General features: G+C 44.0%; 14 protein-coding genes. 8 read left to right on the plus strand and 6 right to left on the minus strand.

The window, feature by feature from the left end; translation table 11 throughout:
• Window positions 1-107 precede the first annotated feature (107 nt).
• The 3 genes from BTO09_RS12500 to BTO09_RS12515 all read left to right on the plus strand — a co-directional run bounded on the left by BTO09_RS12500 (window position 108) and on the right by BTO09_RS12515 (window position 2,581).
• Window positions 108-467, plus strand: coding sequence for a hypothetical protein (locus BTO09_RS12500; protein WP_087525103.1), 360 nt, complete (start codon window positions 108-110; stop codon window positions 465-467).
• A gap of 679 nt (window positions 468-1,146) precedes the next feature.
• Window positions 1,147-1,941 carry a sensor histidine kinase gene (locus tag BTO09_RS12510; RefSeq protein ID WP_087525105.1) on the plus strand — a complete coding sequence of 265 codons (795 nt, stop codon included), beginning with the start codon at window positions 1,147-1,149 and terminating at the stop codon, window positions 1,939-1,941.
• Window positions 1,925-2,581 (plus strand): response regulator transcription factor, encoded by a 657-nt coding sequence (locus BTO09_RS12515; protein WP_087525106.1) that lies wholly within the window; start codon window positions 1,925-1,927, stop codon window positions 2,579-2,581. The genes BTO09_RS12510 and BTO09_RS12515 overlap by 17 nt, the downstream gene beginning before the upstream one ends.
• On the opposite strand, the gene BTO09_RS12520 is transcribed toward BTO09_RS12515, so the two are convergent.
• Window positions 2,553-3,263 (minus strand): RluA family pseudouridine synthase, encoded by a 711-nt coding sequence (locus BTO09_RS12520; RefSeq protein ID WP_087525107.1) that lies wholly within the window; start codon window positions 3,261-3,263, stop codon window positions 2,553-2,555. The two genes, BTO09_RS12515 and BTO09_RS12520, sit on opposite strands and share 29 nt — an antisense overlap.
• 9 nt (window positions 3,264-3,272) lie before the next feature.
• On the minus strand, window positions 3,273-4,091 hold the full coding sequence (gene panB, locus BTO09_RS12525) for a 3-methyl-2-oxobutanoate hydroxymethyltransferase (RefSeq protein WP_087525108.1): 819 nt from the start codon (window positions 4,089-4,091) through the stop codon (window positions 3,273-3,275).
• 87 nt (window positions 4,092-4,178) lie between these two features.
• On the opposite strand from panB, the gene BTO09_RS12530 reads away from it, so the two are divergent.
• Entirely contained in the window at window positions 4,179-4,640 is a 462-nt protein-coding gene (locus BTO09_RS12530) for a nuclear transport factor 2 family protein (RefSeq protein ID WP_087525109.1), read from the plus strand.
• Between the two features lie 2 nt (window positions 4,641-4,642).
• On the opposite strand, the gene BTO09_RS12535 is transcribed toward BTO09_RS12530, so the two are convergent.
• Window positions 4,643-6,067: an L-serine ammonia-lyase gene (locus BTO09_RS12535; protein ID WP_255396791.1), complete on the minus strand. Its 1,425-nt coding sequence runs from the start codon at window positions 6,065-6,067 to the stop codon at window positions 4,643-4,645.
• Between the two features lie 55 nt (window positions 6,068-6,122).
• Between BTO09_RS12535 and BTO09_RS12540 the strand changes: the two genes are divergently transcribed.
• From BTO09_RS12540 to BTO09_RS12555, 4 genes are all read left to right on the plus strand, one after another.
• Window positions 6,123-6,698, plus strand: coding sequence for a Crp/Fnr family transcriptional regulator (locus tag BTO09_RS12540; protein WP_087525110.1), 576 nt, complete (start codon window positions 6,123-6,125; stop codon window positions 6,696-6,698).
• A 47-nt stretch (window positions 6,699-6,745) separates the two neighbouring features.
• Entirely contained in the window at window positions 6,746-7,645 is a 900-nt protein-coding gene (locus BTO09_RS12545; protein ID WP_255396802.1) for an NAD(P)-dependent oxidoreductase, read from the plus strand.
• A gap of 114 nt (window positions 7,646-7,759) precedes the next feature.
• Window positions 7,760-9,661: a molecular chaperone DnaK gene (gene dnaK, locus BTO09_RS12550; RefSeq protein ID WP_087525112.1), complete on the plus strand. Its 1,902-nt coding sequence runs from the start codon at window positions 7,760-7,762 to the stop codon at window positions 9,659-9,661.
• Between the two features lie 190 nt (window positions 9,662-9,851).
• On the plus strand, window positions 9,852-11,144 hold the full coding sequence (locus BTO09_RS12555; protein WP_087525113.1) for a carboxypeptidase-like regulatory domain-containing protein: 1,293 nt from the start codon (window positions 9,852-9,854) through the stop codon (window positions 11,142-11,144).
• A 185-nt stretch (window positions 11,145-11,329) separates the two neighbouring features.
• Here BTO09_RS12555 and BTO09_RS12560 read toward each other — a convergent pair whose 3' ends face one another.
• From BTO09_RS12560 to glgB, 3 genes are read right to left on the minus strand one after another with little or no spacing between them, the layout of a single operon-like run.
• Complete coding sequence (locus BTO09_RS12560) at window positions 11,330-11,959, minus strand: FMN-binding negative transcriptional regulator (RefSeq protein ID WP_087525114.1); 630 nt, start codon at window positions 11,957-11,959, stop codon at window positions 11,330-11,332.
• Between the two features lie 54 nt (window positions 11,960-12,013).
• On the minus strand, window positions 12,014-14,407 hold the full coding sequence (locus tag BTO09_RS12565; RefSeq protein WP_087525115.1) for a glycoside hydrolase family 31 protein: 2,394 nt from the start codon (window positions 14,405-14,407) through the stop codon (window positions 12,014-12,016).
• Window positions 14,408-14,433: 26 nt separating this feature from the next.
• Window positions 14,434-16,353 (minus strand): 1,4-alpha-glucan branching protein GlgB, encoded by a 1,920-nt coding sequence (glgB, locus tag BTO09_RS12570; protein ID WP_087525116.1) that lies wholly within the window; start codon window positions 16,351-16,353, stop codon window positions 14,434-14,436.
• Window positions 16,354-16,358 lie beyond the last annotated feature (5 nt).

Consider the following 16,358-nt stretch of genomic DNA (forward strand, 5'->3'; position numbering starts at 1 on the left):
TATCTTGAATCAGCCTAGAGGGGATTTTCCCTTTTTTTCCGGTAATGCTTTGAATTACCCGTTGCTTTTTATAAACTTTAAAGAGTTATAACTAAAAAAAATAGAATATGGCCATACCTGCCAAGTGTATTACAGTACAACAAGCCAGACAGCTTCAAGACAATTGGGTTAATACCCGCGAACCCGCTATAACACAAGCCAGAGGAGGACAACAAGATGCTCGCGAAATGGTTTTCAATATAGCAGAACTAGAAGAATTTCTGGATTATGTAAAATCAGAGTCGAAGAAAAATGGCATTAGCAATCCGGGAGTACGGCTGTACTTTGCAGCTTACAACAATATGAATTCAGATCTAGCAACTGTTTTTCTCAGCGCAACCATGTCAGACGCTAAGAATTCAGATAACAACTATGATATTCAACCGTATAATACAATTACTGCTGGATTCCCTCCAAAGAATTATTAATGGAGTACGGTATTATTTTTTTAATAATGTGTTTAGAGTTGATTGCGGCCCTCGCTGGCTTATATCATATCAAAAAACATAAAGTCGGAACGTATACTAAGTATTTGGTATACGTTCTATTTTTTGTATTCTTCACAGAAGTTATTTCTATAGTATTCCCTTTAGTAGTATCTGGAGATATTGAGCTTTTCTCTTCATTACAAGGTACACCTTTCGAAAATAATTTTTGGATTCACAACATTCAATTAGTAGTTACTTTTGCCTTCTTCGCTGCTTATTTCAGATCGCGTTTAAAAAGAGGTTTTCTAGCCAAAATTATCCAGCTTCTAATCTTTGTTTTTGTCGTTGGAGCAATGCTAAACTTCATTTTGACAGATGTGTATTTTACAACCATCTCAAAATTCACCTATATAGCTGGGTCTATTTTGATATTGATCTCGATACTCTTTTATTATTTCGAGTTGTTACAAAGTGATAATATTCTAAGATTCAGTACTTCGCTTACGTTTTACATCTCTGTTGGATCTCTGCTTTATTATCTATGTGTTACACCTTTGTTCATCTACAGCAGATATTATTATCAAGTTGATAGTAGCAAGATATTCGACAACTTCTACATTATAGCTCTGGCTATTGCGAACATTATAATGTACGGTATTTTCACATTAGGATTTTTATTATGCAAACCGAATCAGAATTAATACTGTTAATAGTCTATATCGCTTCTGTTCTATTAATAATAGTGGTTGTAGCGATCCGTTTTTTTTCCGTATTCATTCACAGAAAGAATAAACTCATATTAGCACAACTGGAAGCAGAGAAGAAATTTGAAAGTGAGCTTGCGAATTCCCGCCTAGAAATACAAGAGCAAACCTTTAAGAACATCGCCTGGGAACTTCACGATAATGTGGGCCAACTCTTATCAGTCGCCAATATACAGCTCAATATGCTCGAACCTAAATTGGACGAAGCAGACAGGCCACAACTCAAAGAGACCAAAGGCATCGTAGGGGAGAGTCTCAAGGAAATCCGCAACCTTTCCCGCTCGTTAAACAAAGATGCGATTCTAAATGACGGACTTATCAATTCCATCAAGCGAGAGATAGACCGGTTCAATCGTATGAACTTTTTGAATGCCCAGCTGAGCGTTTCAGGCGAGGAGTGCTGCATAAACGCCAAGGACGAGATTATCATCTATCGTATTCTGCAAGAGTTCTTTAGCAATGTGATCAAGCATGCCAAGGCCGATAATTTATTTGTAAATTTAAACTTTGAGCCCCACAGATTGCTAGTAAAGGCAAGTGATGACGGTATAGGATTCAGCCAAACAGACATTCGCGGCAGCAACGGACTTTTAAATATGAAAAGTCGCGCCGCCTTGATCAATGCCCAGTTGGATTTGGATTCCGAGCAAGGCCGAGGAGTTACCCTAACCCTAGAATACCCTTATAAAGACAATGACCGCCAAAACTAAACACAATATCGTAATCGTTGATGACCACCTGCTTTTTGCCGGTTCTCTTGCCAAACTACTAGAGTCTTTTGGCGAATTCAACGTCTTGTTCCACGCTAAGAACGGTGCGGACTTTCAGCAGCAATTAAAAGCATCAAATGTTCAGCCAGATGTAGTCTTACTCGACATAAACATGCCCGTAATGGACGGTTTTGAGACCGCCAATTGGCTCAGTTCATACCGTAAGGACATCAAAGTGCTTGCGCTCTCCATGGACGATGACGAAGAGACCATTTTACGTATGTTACGCTGCGGAGCCAACGGTTATCTGCTTAAGGATATTCACCCGGATAAACTTAGAGAAGCCTTGTTAGAGGTGCTCCACAAAGGCTATTATCATTCAGAAAAGGTCGCGGCCACACTCTTGCAATCGTTGAATCCGTCCAAAGAAAAGCCAGAGCACCATTTAAAAGAGAACGAGCGTATTTTTATAAGCCTAGCTTGTACCGAAATGACCTATAAGGAAATCGCCGAAAAAATGAACCTGAGTCCAAAAACCATCGACGGTTATCGACACGAACTCTTTACGCGTTTACACATTAAAAATAGGGTAGGTCTGGTTATTTACGCCCTTAAGCACGGGCTTTATCAGATTCAATAAGCGCAGCCCAAATTGGGTCCGCAGTATTGGGTATAGCCAAGAAATCAAGCGGTGTTTTCTTAACAGGGTGGATCAAGGCCAAACGGTAAGCGTGCAAATGTATGCTTCCATCTGGATTGGATCTTTTAGCACCATATTTCAAGTCTCCTTTGATCACACAGCCAATTGCCGCCAATTGTGTTCGGATCTGGTGATGCCTCCCGGTGTGAAGTTCTATTTCTAAAGCCGTATAATTCTTTAACTGCGCCAGCACTTTATAGCTCAAAGATGCTTGTTTACTGTTTGCCACTTCTTTGGGATGGGCATAGGATTTGTTTTGCTTCGGATTGCGAACCAAAAAATGAGTCAGTTGCGCCTGCTTTGCCTCAGGGGAATGCTCAACTACAGCCCAATAGGTCTTTTCGGTTTCTCGCTTTTGGAACATTGCGTTTAGCCTGCTCAGGGCTTTAGAAGTTCTGGCAAAGACCACAACGCCACTTGTGGGCCTGTCCAAGCGATGTACAACTCCCAAAAACACCTTTCCGGGTTTGTTGTATTTATTGCCAATATAGGCTTTGGCTATCTCTACAAGGGGTTCATCGCCAGTTTGATCGCCCTGAACCAGATCGCCGGCGCGTTTGTTGACCACCAACAGATGATTGTCTTCGTATATAATGTCAATGTTCTCCGGCGTGGATCGCATCAGAAAGGTTTAGTATTGCTCGTCCTCGTTCGGAAAGTCACCAGATTTGACGTCGTCTATATATTTGGAAAAGGCATTGGTCATCTCCGAATACAGATCCAAATAACGGCGTAAGAAACGCGGATTGAATTCATAGGTCATCCCCAGCATATCATGTGTCACCAAAACTTGTCCGTCGCAGCCCGGGCCAGCACCAATACCAATGATAGGTATCTGAACACTCTTGGCAACTTCTGCTGCTAGCGAAGCAGGAACCTTTTCTAAAACTATGGCGAAGCAACCAATGCGTTCTAGCATCAACGCATCTTCTTTGAGTTTTTCGGCCTCATCCTTGTCTTTTGCACGCACGGTATAGGTCCCGAACTTGTAGATGGACTGTGGTGTTAGCCCTAAGTGACCCATCACGGGAATACCGGCATTAAGAATACGTTTAATGGAGTCTTTGATCTCTCGCCCACCTTCTAATTTTACAGCATGACCGCCGCTTTCTTTCATGATGCGGATAGCAGAGCGCAGGGCTTCTTTAGGATCGGACTGATAGGTTCCAAAAGGCAGGTCTACCACAACTAAACTTCTATTGATACCACGAACCACAGAAGAGGCGTGATAGATCATCTGATCTAAAGTAATGGGTAGGGTAGTTTCGTGTCCGGCCATAACATTGGAAGCTGAATCTCCCACCAGAATTACATCGATACCGGCACCGTCAACAATGCGTGCCATGGTATAATCATAAGCAGTGAGCATGGAGATCTTCTCACCGTTGTGCTTCATATCCACCAAGGTTTTGGTGGTTATTCTTTTGTATTCTTTTTTGGCCGTAGACATTTAATAAGGTTTTAGGCAATAAAAGTACTAATTTTAACAGGAAACCGAACGACACGGATTCGTATAGTCTACAATTCAATTATTAATATGATACAACGAATTACCTTATTGCTGCTGCTGAGTTTTAGTTTTAGCCTGCAAGCTCAAGATTTTACCCAAGAGGATGCAAAAGCTGTAATCGATACTTTTTTCGAAGGCTTTCACAAGGGCGACACCACCTTGATGCGTTCCGTACTTTTAAAAGAGGTCCCTACCTATACGGTTTATACCACGCCCAATGGCGAAAAGCGTTTGGTTACTGGTTCTGTAGATAGACTCTTGGAGGGTATAGCACAACGGCCGGCAGAGCAGGTGTGGAAAGAAGAACTGTTGGATTACGCTGTTCAAATAGATGGAGATCTGGCTCAGGTTTGGACGCCGTACAGGTTTTATCTCAATGGTAATTTTAGTCACTGCGGAGCCAATGCCTTTACGCTAATACAAACCAACGACGGTTGGCGCATTCAGAGTCTTATTGATAGCAGACGCAAAGGAAGCTGTGAGCAGTAGGACTAGCAGTCTGATAGAGCTACATTGACCGCTAGACCACCTTCACTGGTCTCCTTGTATTTGGTATTCATGTCGTTTGCGGTCTGCCACATAGTATTGATCACCTTATCTAAAGGCACCTTGGCGTTCTTTGGATCGCTGTCCAAAGCCATCTCACTTGCATTAATGGCTTTAATCGCTCCCATGGCATTGCGTTCTATACACGGTATTTGAACTAAGCCAGCTATAGGATCACAAGTAAGTCCCAAATGATGTTCCATAGCAATTTCTGAGGCCATTAAAACTTGTTCCGGACTTCCTCCCATAATCTCGGTAAGGGCTCCCGCAGCCATGGCAGAAGACACCCCGATCTCTGCTTGACAGCCGCCCATGGCAGCAGATATGGTCGCACCTTTCTTAAAAAGACTACCAATTTCTCCGGCCACTAATAAGAACTGTTTTACATCGTCAAAATTCGCGTCGTGGTTCTCAATTACCATATAATACATCAGCACAGCCGGTATAACTCCTGCGCTTCCATTGGTAGGAGCCGTTACCACTCGGCCTAAGGAAGCATTCACCTCATTAACCGCCAAGGCAAAACAGCTTACCCATTTTAAGATCTCGCGGAATTTCACCTCTCCGTCGCGGATGGCAGCGATCCATTCTTGTGGATTGCTGTAGTTGGTGTTTCTGATGAGTTTTTTATGAGAATCATAGGCTCGTCTGCGTACATTCAGTCCACCAGGTAGCACGCCTTCTGTATGGCAGCCTATATACATGGACTCCAACATCACGTCCCAAACTGCCTTGAAATCTGCATCTATTTGCTCCGGACTGCGGAGTGAGAGTTCATTCTGGTAGACTACTTCTGATACTTTCTTGCCCAATGACTGACAATATTGAAGAAGTTCATCTGCCCGCTGAATCGGATAGGGAAAATGACTAAAAGCTTCTTTTTTGGCAGCAGCGCGTTTGCGAGATTCTTCTACTACAAATCCACCTCCAATACTGTAAAAGGTCTTTTTAAAGAGCTTGCCGTTATTGAGCAGTCCTATAAATTCGATCCCGTTGGGGTGAAAGGGTAAGAACTCTCTATTGAAAACGATCTGTTTATCCATATCGAATTGCAATGGACGCTCTCCGTTCAGGGCCAGGGTCTTGTTTTCTCTTATCAGTGTTATCTCGGCATCGATCTTATCCGTAGGGAAACTCACCGGGTCAAATCCGCAGAGCCCTAAAAGCACAGCAATGTCTGTAGCATGACCTTTTCCGGTCAAAGACAAAGAGCCATAAAGATTAACGGTTACCTGATCGATCTGTTTGAAATGACCGCGTTTCTTAGCGATCTTGATCCATCGGTTAGCGGCCCTCCAAGGGCCTAAGGTATGCGAGCTCGAAGGACCAACGCCTATTTTGAGCATATCGAAAACACTGATGCTTTCCACGGTAGTATTTTAGGGGCTAAATTTAGTGTTTTTAAGCAGAAGCCATTACTTTTAAATGGTGGAAACTGCAGGAATAATTGCTAACATTAAACGATATGTTTCACTCTCGTCAGCAGAGGAACGCGCTTTTCTAAATATACTTTCAACTAAAGAATTGACTAAGAAAGAGTTTCTGTTGCAACCGGGAATGGTGTGCAGGCATCAGACCTATGTGGTAGAGGGTTGTTTGCGCTCCTTTTTTATTGCTGCGGATGGCAGTGAACAAACCATTCAATTCGCTGTTAAGGATTGGTTTATTTCAGATTTCAACAGTTATCTTACCCAAAAGCCCGGTCATTTGTATGTAGAAGCCATAAGTCCTACAACAATATTGCAATTGGAACGTGAGGCCACAGAAGCACTTTGCCAGGAGTATCCAATATTCGACCGCTATTTTAAAATGACTGCTCAAAAGGCCTTTGCCTTTGCTCAAAACAGAATGCTCTCCAACTTACGAGACTCTGCCACCGACAGGTATTTGGCGTTTCATGCGCGCTACCCAGAAATAGAGGCAGCTGTTCCTCAATATGCCTTGGCCTCTTATTTAGGGATGCGGCCTGAATTTTTAAGCAAGATCAAAAAATCGCTTTAAAGTTATTTTCTTGAACTAGTTCATTTTTTCTGCGGTTTGGCTGGCTCATATTTGTCGTATTAAACTTATCGACTATGAATATCACATTTATTGGCCTCGGTATCATGGGGCAAGCAATGGCATCCAACCTATTAAAGAACAAGACCCCGCTAATTGTATACAATCGCTCATTAGAAAAGACAGAACCCTTAAAGGCCTTAGGGGCTAAAGTAGCCACAAATATTGCCGAGGCGGTCAGCGATGCGGACCTTGTTATTAGCATGCTTGCAGATCCCATTGCTGTGAGGGAGCTTTTTTTTGCTTCGGACGGAGTGTTGTCTCACATGAAAGCTGAAGCAACTTGGATAGATTGTTCTACTGTAGATCCTAATTTCAGTAGGGAAGCAGCCGTAATGGCTCAAGAGCAGAACATCTTATTTATTGATGCCCCCGTTGCCGGATCTAAACCTCAGGCAGAAGCTGCAGTATTGAGTTTTTTCGTTGGAGCTTCACACCAAACCATAGCTCCTTTTGAAAATATTCTGTTACAAATGGGGCAAAAAATAATCCCTTTCGAGAAAGTTGGCCAAGGCAGCGCATTTAAAATGGTGGTCAATATGCTCTTGGGACAAGCTATGGTAGTTTTTAGTGAGGCTATTCAATTAGGACTGAAATTGGGAATAGATCCCGACTTTCTGCTCAACACCTTGCCAAAACTACCAGTAACAGCACCTTTCACTGCTTTTAAGACAGATAACATCCGCAGTAATGAATATCCTGCTGAATTCCCACTCGAGTTAATGCTTAAAGATCTGCGTTTAGCAACGGCATCTTACACTAATGCAGGGAAGAGACTGCCCATGGCAGAGGCTGCCAAGGCACAGTTCGAAGCTGCGGATCAGGCTGGGTTGGGAAGAGCTGATTTTAGCGCTGTCCATCAATACCTTGCTGCCTTATCGACCAAATAGTGACAGGCTTGTGATCCTGAACTGACAGCCTGTCATAAAAATACGACTGGCATAATGATTGACTATAGGGGAGTGAGTTTAAATTTTGAATCAACACACCTATAGCATAGAATTATGAGTAAAATAATTGGAATCGACTTAGGAACCACCAACTCGTGTGTCGCCGTAATGGAAGGAAGCGAGCCTACGGTGATTCCGAATGCCGAAGGAAAAAGAACAACACCATCCGTAATTGCTTTTGTAGAAGGCGGAGAGATCAAGGTAGGTGACCCTGCAAAACGTCAGGCGGTAACCAACCCCACCAAGACCGTAGCTTCTATCAAAAGATTTATGGGTAACAAATACAGCGAGTCTCAGCAAGAGGCAGATCGCGCTGCATATAAAGTTGTAAAAGGAGACAACGATACGCCACGTGTGGATATCGATGGTCGTCTTTACACGCCACAAGAATTATCTGCAATGGTACTTCAGAAAATGAAGAAAACTGCAGAAGATTATTTAGGTACTTCTGTTTCTGAAGCAGTAATCACCGTACCGGCTTACTTTAACGACTCTCAGCGTCAAGCGACAAAAGAGGCTGGAGAGATCGCAGGACTTACCGTTCGCAGAATTATCAACGAGCCAACAGCAGCAGCCTTGGCTTACGGATTAGACAAGAAGACATCTGACCAAAAGATCGTTGTATTCGACTTTGGAGGTGGAACCCATGACGTTTCTATCTTGGAGCTTGGAGACGGAGTATTCGAAGTATTGGCAACAGACGGTGACACTCACCTTGGAGGTGACGATGTGGACACCAAGATCATCAACTGGTTGGCCGATGAGTTCAAAGCAGACGAAAGCATGGATCTAAGAGAAGATCCTATGGCTTTGCAACGTCTTAAAGAAGCTGCAGAGAAAGCGAAGATCGAATTGTCTTCTTCTTCTCAGACCGAGATCAACTTGCCATACATTACGGCTACATCTAGTGGGCCAAAACACTTAGTACGTACTTTGAGCCGTGCTAAATTTGAGCAACTGATCGACGATCTAGTAAAAAGAACTATTGAGCCTTGTCAAACCGCGCTTAAGAACGCAGGACTTTCTACTTCTGATATTGACGAAGTAATCCTTGTAGGTGGATCTACTCGTATCCCTGCAGTACAAGAGGCTGTAAAGAAATTCTTTGGCAAGGAACCGAGTAAAGGTGTTAACCCAGACGAAGTTGTTGCTGTTGGAGCTGCAATTCAAGGTGGGGTGCTTACCGGAGACGTAAAAGACGTATTGCTTCTAGATGTTACACCACTTTCACTGGGTATTGAGACCATGGGTGGCGTAATGACCAAGCTTATCGAAGCCAACACGACCATCCCTACGAAAAAATCGCAGGTATTCTCTACGGCTGCAGACAATCAGCCAAGTGTAGAGATCCACGTATTGCAAGGGGAGCGTCCAATGGCGGCAGACAATAAAACCATTGGTAGATTCCACTTAGACGGAATTCCACCAGCACCGCGCGGAATGCCTCAAATAGAGGTGACCTTTGATATCGATGCTAATGGTATCATTAAAGTGACCGCTGCAGATAAGGCTACTGGAAAATCTCAAGACATCCGAATCGAAGCATCTTCTGGACTTACAGAAGAGGAGATCGAGAAAATGAAAGCAGAGGCAGAAGCTAATGCTGAGGCGGATAAGGCTGCAAAAGAAAAGGCAGACAAGATCAACGAAGCTGACGCGATGATCTTCCAAACCGAAAAGCAATTGGAAGAGTTTGGCGATAAGATCAGCGATGATAAGAAAGCGCCTATCCAAGCTGCTCTAGAAGACCTGAAAAAGGCTTTCGAGACCAAGGAGGTAGAAACTATCCAACCTGCTCTAGACAAGCTGAACGAGGCTTGGAAGGTAGCAAGCGAGGAGATGTATAAGGCCCAAGCCGAAGCTCAGCAACAAGGTGCGCCGACAGGTGATGCCAATGCTGCGGGAGAGGATCAGGGTTCTGATGTAGAAGACGTAGACTTCGAAGAAGTCAAGTAGCCTGTCACGTGCTTGACACGTGATAGACTTCGAAGAAGTGAAGTAATTCACAACATATATAACTTAAAAACCCAGCCATTTGGCTGGGTTTTTTTATGAAGACAGTTGGCCATTCTGTGTTAAAATCTGGGCTTAAAAGTCAATAATTTAGTAACTTAGAAGAACCAATCCGATTCAAATATATTGCCCAATGCGAGCCCAACTACAAACTCCGAAGCGCAATTTCCGCGGTCTGGTGCTGCTGCTGTCGATCTTACTCTTAGTACCATCCGCAGCGACTATAGCCCAGAATGCTGCAGCGGAGTATACCGAATTTCGCGGAAAGATATTAGACAGTAAAGGGAAGGATCCTGTAGTCTTTGCCACTTTATTGGTTAGCGGTACAAATATCAGTACCGTAAGTAACACAGAAGGTAACTACCTTTTAAAAGTGCCCAATGAGTATCTAGATGCAGCCCTAGAGGTTACCATGCTTGGTTTTGAGACCTATACAGCCAAGCTCAGTGAGATACCTAAGGACAGGCACACCATTTATCTGAATATTGAGGTTTCTCAACTCAGCGAGATCAGTGTAACTCGCTTTGCAGATGCCAATGCACTGGTCCGTGCTGTATTTAGAAAGCGAGGAGAGAATACGCTCCCACAGACAGCTAGAATGACTGCTTTTTACCGGGAGACCATTAAGAGGCGAAACCGCAATGTATCACTCACAGAGGCGGTAGTGAACCTTTACAAACAACCGAGTACGAATAATATCAAGGATGTTGTTTCCTTAGACAAAGCTCGTAAAAGTACAGACTACCGCAGGTTGGACACCGTTGCTCTTAAACTTCAAGGCGGTCCTTTTTCTACCTTGTATTTGGATATTATGAAGTATCCGGAGTATATCTTTACCGAAGATACCTATGACCTCTACGACTTTTCGTTGGAGCGGTCCACCGCAGTAAACGACAGACCGGTCTATGTGGTCAATTTTAAACAGAAGGATTTTGTGTTAGATCCGCTTTATTATGGGCAATTATACATAGATACCGAGACGCTTGCTTTGACCAGTGCCGACTACCAATTACTGCTCAACGATAAAAAGGCAGCCAGTGCTCTTTTTGTGAGACGAAAGCCCGGAGATATTGAGGTAACTCCTTTAAAGGCGGCATATCGTGTAGATTACAGAGAAAAGGATGGTCGCTGGTTCTATGGTTATGGCAGTGTGGATCTGAGCTTTAAGATCAATAAAAAACGCAAACTTTTTAATTCCATTTACACTTTGAACAGTGAGATGGCTGTGACAGACTGGGAGCTTATCTCGAACGATCAGGTTGCTAGACCCAAAGATAGATTACGCCCCTCCGTAGTGATCACCGATGCGATCACTGGGTTCTCCGATCCGGATTTCTGGGGGCCAAGAAATGTTATTGAACCCGAAAAATCTATAGAGACCGCAATCAATAAGATTCAACGGCAAATGCGCCGAGAAAATAAATAGTAACAATAAAAAACCCGATCCGTGCCGATCGGGTTTTTTGAACATGTAGCAGAATTTTTTTCTTTTTCACTACAATTATGTTAAGTCGATTGCAGTTGAGTGCAAAGACAGTAAATGTAGTGTTTAACTCTCTGAAGGTCAACAGGGTTTTTCCTCTAAATTAAAGCGACTGGAAGTGTATAATATTATTTGTTACCGCTAAGGTCTGGCTTAAATTCACGCATAAGCTTTGCCGTTTCTGCCGCTTGCGTACCGCGTCCGTCCTCTAAGTTCTCAACGATGTTGTCATAGTCTTTTTCAGAACGATTTTGAGACATTTTGTACTTGGCTTGTAGCTCGGTGATCTCAATTTCAAATCCAACTATTCCGTATACCTGATTTAAGGTCTTCTTAGAAAGTTTGCTCATGTCAACCGGCCGCTGCACATCGCTTTCGTACTTGTCCATTAAGGCTTCGAGCATGGGCATCAGTTCTTCGTGGGCCATGGTTCTCAATTTTCCGTAAATATGAACAGCAACATAATTCCAGGTAGAAACTTCTTCTATGCTGTACCAGCTGGCAGAGACATAGGAGTGCGGCCCATTGAATACGGCCAAGACCTGCTCTTGCTCATCAAACGTCTTCCACTGCGGATTCGCCTTGGCCAAATGCCCCTGTAAATACGCCTTTCCGTCTTTTTCTAGATACTCTAAAGGCAAATGTGTGGCTAGGGGTTTACCCTGGTGTTGGGTAATGAGTAGCCCGAAAGCATTTTGCTTTAAAAACTCCGTGATCTTCTGCTGGTCGGTCTCTTTAAAGAGTTCTGGAATATACATAAGGCCAAAGATATCAAATATCCTTGGCCTTATTTAAGTGTAAAATGCTAATTCTTATTCGCCGATAAGATGCAATTCTGTAAAATCCTTGGTGATCTGTAAAGTAGCTTCGCCATTGAATTTTATGCTGGTATCCAATTGATTATCCAGTTCTATAGCTGTCACTTTAAATGGTAAACCGTGGAATTTTAAGGTGATGGTATCGTAGTCTGTCACAAACTTACCTTCTTTGTGTTGCTGTATGATCAGTTCGTTGGTTTTACCCGTCAGCTTAAAGGAGCGCAAACTGAAACGACCTTTTTTGTAGTCGTAGCCGTCTTGTCCGTCTTCGTAAACCTTGGCTTGTCCTTTGCCTTCCTTGTAATAGACGTCTAAGGTCAAAGATTCCACTTTTTTCTCTCCAACATACTGCTGAACAGGATATTTAGGGATCATAGACCCGCTGCGCACAAAGAGTGGGATCTTATTGATATCTGCATCAACCCAAAGTTCTTTACCACCTTCGACCACTTCGTCACTCCAGTAGTTATACCAAAGCCCACGAGGGATATACATACGGCGCCCTTGTGCATTCGGCTCCAAGATAGGACAGACCAGAATATCGTTTCCGAAGATAAATTCGTCGGTACGGTAAAAGGTCTGGTGATCCTCCTGATCAAAGTAAACCAAAGGTTTTATCATAGGAATACCCTCTTGTGCATATTCCCAGAACATGGTGTAGAGGTAAGGTAACAACTGGTAACGCAGCTCTACATAATCGCGTACAATATTGGTTACCTCTTCATCAAATGACCACGGTTCCTGATCACCATGATCTCCAGAAGAGTGCACGCGACAGAACGGATGGAACACGCCTAATTGTATCCAACGGCTAAAGAGTTCACCCGTCGGTTGCTCGGCAAATCCACCGATATCGGTTCCAATAAAGGACATACCCGAAAGACACATGCGCTGGATCTGCTGGTTAGCTACCCAGAGATGCTCCCAAGTAGCAACATTGTCTCCAGTCCAAGAAGAACAATAACGCTGGGCTCCAGAATAAGCAGAACGCGTAATGATAAACGGACGCTTCGGATAGGTGTATTTTTTCACTCCGTGATAGGTAGCACGGGCCATTTGCATACCGTAGATATTGTGTGCCTTGCGGTGACTACACGGATGCCCGTCATAGTCGTGACGTACATCGAGCGGGAAGGTCTTGGTAGGAACTTCCATCACAGCAGGTTCGTTCATATCGTTCCAAACGCCATGAACTCCTGTCTCGCCAATAAGCTCATGGTATAGATCTGCCCACCATTCACGTACTTTTGGGTTGGTGAAATCCGGGAAGTTACATTCGCCCGGCCAAACCTTTCCTTTCATTAGCGGGCCATCGGCACGTTTGCAGAAATAATCTTTTTCTAGGGCTTCGTTGTAAATATCGTAATCCTTGTCGATCTTGATTCCCGGATCGATGATAGCCACCGTTTTAAAGCCGTCTGCTTCTAGGTCGTCTATCATTTTCTTCGGATCTGGGAAGTATTCGTTGTTCCATGTAAAACAACGGAATCCGTCCATATAATCAATGTCCAGATAGATCGCATCGCAAGGAATTCGCAATTCGCGGAACTTGCTAGCTACTTCGCGTACATTGCTTTCGGGATAATAACTCCACTTACTCTGATGGAAGCCAAGCGCCCAGAGTGGCGGCATTTCTGGCTTTCCGGTAAGATCGGTATAACTGCTCACCACACGGTCAATACCAGGTCCGTAAATGAAATAGTAGTTCATCTCTCCGCCCTGTGCCCAAAAACTTGTGGTATCTCGTCTTTCTTGACAAAAGTCAAAAAAGGTTCTAAAGGTGTTGTCAAAGAATATTCCGTAAGCCTTGTCCGAATGCAAGCCCACATAAAAGGGTATGGCTTTGTAGAGCGGATCCTGATCCTTCCCAAAAGCATATTGGTCGGTCACCCAGTTCTCCACACGCTTGCCTTTGAGGTTAAAGTGCATCGGCTTGTCTCCCAAACCGTAGTAACTCTCCATCTTTTGGGCGTGCTTGCTCATTTTAACGATGTCCGAGCCGTGCTCGTAGCTGAATTCCCAGTGGAAACCGGCTTCGTCTTCGTTGATCAACGTACCGTCCAGATCATAGATGCGCTTTTTCATGGTCGCACGATCTATATGCAACACTAACTTGGCTGTCTTTATGATAAAAGTGTCCGGCGTTTCGGAATATTCCAAGTGGTTATAACCGTGGGTAGCGTTCTTATCTAAGGCATAGCTAAAATCCGCAGGGAAATTTCCTTCTGTCGCATAGCGAAATCGGAAGATACTGTCCCGAATCACAGTGATCTGCAGCAGTACGCCATTATCTGCTGCTATGCTAAAGGTGTCTGCTTTTTTACTAAAAGTGGTTATCGGCCCAGGAAACTGGTTCCCTTTCCGTTCGAGTTCGGTATTTGTGATCATAGATTAATGTCGTCTTTGTCGTGTGGTTAAGATTTGCTTTGGACGCGTTTCAGGACCTTGATTCCCAATGGGGGCAGGGTAAAGGCCAGCGAATAGTCCCTGTTGTGAGAACGGATAGCTTCGGCTTTAGGTCGCTGAGTGCTCACAACGCCGCTACCTCCAAATTTCGGATCGTCAGAATTGAAGATCTCTCTATACGCGCCTGCTTGCGGCAGGCCTATGCGGTAGTTCTCACGTACTACCGGCGTCATATTACAGATAATTACTAGATCGTCTTTAGGGTCGTTTCCTTTTCTAATAAAGGCCAGTACCGAGTTGGTGTTATCCGTATAGTCGATCCATTCGTAACCTTCTGCACTGAATTGCTTTTCGTGTAAAGCCTTTTCTTTTCTATAGAGTCCATTCAAGGCTGCTACATATTGCTGCATATTCTTGTGGTCGTCATATTCCGTCAAGTGCCAGTCCAAGCTCTTGCTGTAATCCCATTCACCCCATTGTCCGAATTCTCCTCCCATAAAGAGTAGCTTGGTTCCCGGGTGGGTAAACATACATCCGTAGAGTAATCGCAAATTGGCGAAACGCTGCCAAGTATCTCCTGGCATACGGTCTAGTATAGATTTCTTACCGTAGACCACCTCGTCATGGCTCAGCGGCAGCATAAAATTCTCTGTAAAGGCGTAGGTTAGACTAAAAGTGATATCGTTCTGGTGATGTTGGCGATAGATAGGCTCCTTCTTAAAATATTCCAAGGTGTCGTGCATCCAGCCCATCATCCATTTCATTCCAAAGCCTAATCCGCCTAAAAAAGTAGGTTTAGAGACCATAGGAAATGAGGTAGATTCCTCGGCTATGGTCTGTACGCCAGGGAACTCGCCGTAGACAGCTTCATTGAGCTCTTTAAAAAAAGAGATCGCGTCTAAGTTCTCGCGGCCACCGAATTGATTCGGTTCCCACTCCCCATCTTCTCTGGAATAATCCAGATACAACATAGAGGCTACAGCATCTACACGCAGGCCGTCTGCATGGTATTGATCCAACCAGAACAGGGCATTACTGATCAAGAAGGCGCGTACTTCGTTGCGTCCGTAGTTAAAGATCAAGCTCTTCCAGTCTGGGTGGTATCCTTTTTTACGGTCGGGATGTTCGTATACATGCGTTCCATCAAAGAGTCCAAGGCCGTGAGCATCTTCTGGGAAGTGCGAAGGCACCCAATCCAAGATCACACCAATTCCAGCTTGATGTAGCGCATCGATCAAAAATTTAAGATCTTCTGGCTTCCCAAAACGCGAAGTAGGAGAGAAGTAGCCCGTAAGTTGGTAGCCCCAAGAAGGATCGTAAGGGTATTCCATAATTGGCATGAACTCCACATGGGTGAACTGCATTTTCTTTACATAATCGACCAATTCTGTAGCTAGTTCGATATAGGTCAATGGGCGGTCTTCTGCACCATTGCGCATCCAAGATCCTAAGTGTACCTCATAAACAGAGAACGGCTGGTCCAGTGCGTTGCGCTTAGGTCGTTCTTTAAGCCAGTTATTGTCTTTCCAAGTGTAAGGCGCATCCCAAACAATAGAAGCTGTCTTTGGCGGATGCTCTGTTCTAAAGGCAAAAGGATCTGCCTTTTCGGTCTTTATGTCGTTATGATGGCTGTGGATCTTGTATTTGTATTTGGCACCTTTTTGTACCCCGGGAATAAAGCCTTCCCATATTCCGGAGGCGTCCCAGCGTATGTTGAGCGGATGCTCACCTTCTAGCCAGTAATTAAAATCTCCTATTACAGAGACTGCCTTGGCAGCAGGAGCCCAAACGGCAAAATACACGCCTTGAACACCGTCTACCTCTGTTAAATGCGCTCCAAACTTCTCATAGAGTTTAAAGTGTTTCCCCGCCTTAAAGAGGTCAATGTCAAAATCGCTGAAAAAACTGTGTGCTATAACCTTAGACATGTGCT

It is taken from the genome of Gilvibacter sp. SZ-19, from assembly GCF_002163875.1.
Classification (GTDB): domain Bacteria; phylum Bacteroidota; class Bacteroidia; order Flavobacteriales; family Flavobacteriaceae; genus Gilvibacter.

Excerpts from the sequence above, each read along its gene's own strand:
- BTO09_RS12500 (WP_087525103.1), top strand. The coding sequence starts at position 108 with ATGGCCATACCTGCCAAGTGTATTACAGTACAACAAGCCAGACAGCTT.
- BTO09_RS12510 (WP_087525105.1), top strand. The coding sequence starts at position 1,147 with ATGCAAACCGAATCAGAATTAATACTGTTAATAGTCTATATCGCTTCT.
- BTO09_RS12515 (WP_087525106.1), top strand. The coding sequence starts at position 1,925 with ATGACCGCCAAAACTAAACACAATATCGTAATCGTTGATGACCACCTG.
- BTO09_RS12520 (WP_087525107.1), bottom strand. The coding sequence starts at position 3,263 with ATGCGATCCACGCCGGAGAACATTGACATTATATACGAAGACAATCAT.
- panB (WP_087525108.1), bottom strand. The coding sequence starts at position 4,091 with ATGTCTACGGCCAAAAAAGAATACAAAAGAATAACCACCAAAACCTTG.
- BTO09_RS12530 (WP_087525109.1), top strand. The coding sequence starts at position 4,179 with ATGATACAACGAATTACCTTATTGCTGCTGCTGAGTTTTAGTTTTAGC.
- BTO09_RS12540 (WP_087525110.1), top strand. The coding sequence starts at position 6,123 with ATGGTGGAAACTGCAGGAATAATTGCTAACATTAAACGATATGTTTCA.
- dnaK (WP_087525112.1), top strand. The coding sequence starts at position 7,760 with ATGAGTAAAATAATTGGAATCGACTTAGGAACCACCAACTCGTGTGTC.
- BTO09_RS12555 (WP_087525113.1), top strand. The coding sequence starts at position 9,852 with ATGCGAGCCCAACTACAAACTCCGAAGCGCAATTTCCGCGGTCTGGTG.
- BTO09_RS12560 (WP_087525114.1), bottom strand. The coding sequence starts at position 11,959 with ATGTATATTCCAGAACTCTTTAAAGAGACCGACCAGCAGAAGATCACG.
- BTO09_RS12565 (WP_087525115.1), bottom strand. The coding sequence starts at position 14,407 with ATGATCACAAATACCGAACTCGAACGGAAAGGGAACCAGTTTCCTGGG.
- glgB (WP_087525116.1), bottom strand. The coding sequence starts at position 16,353 with ATGTCTAAGGTTATAGCACACAGTTTTTTCAGCGATTTTGACATTGAC.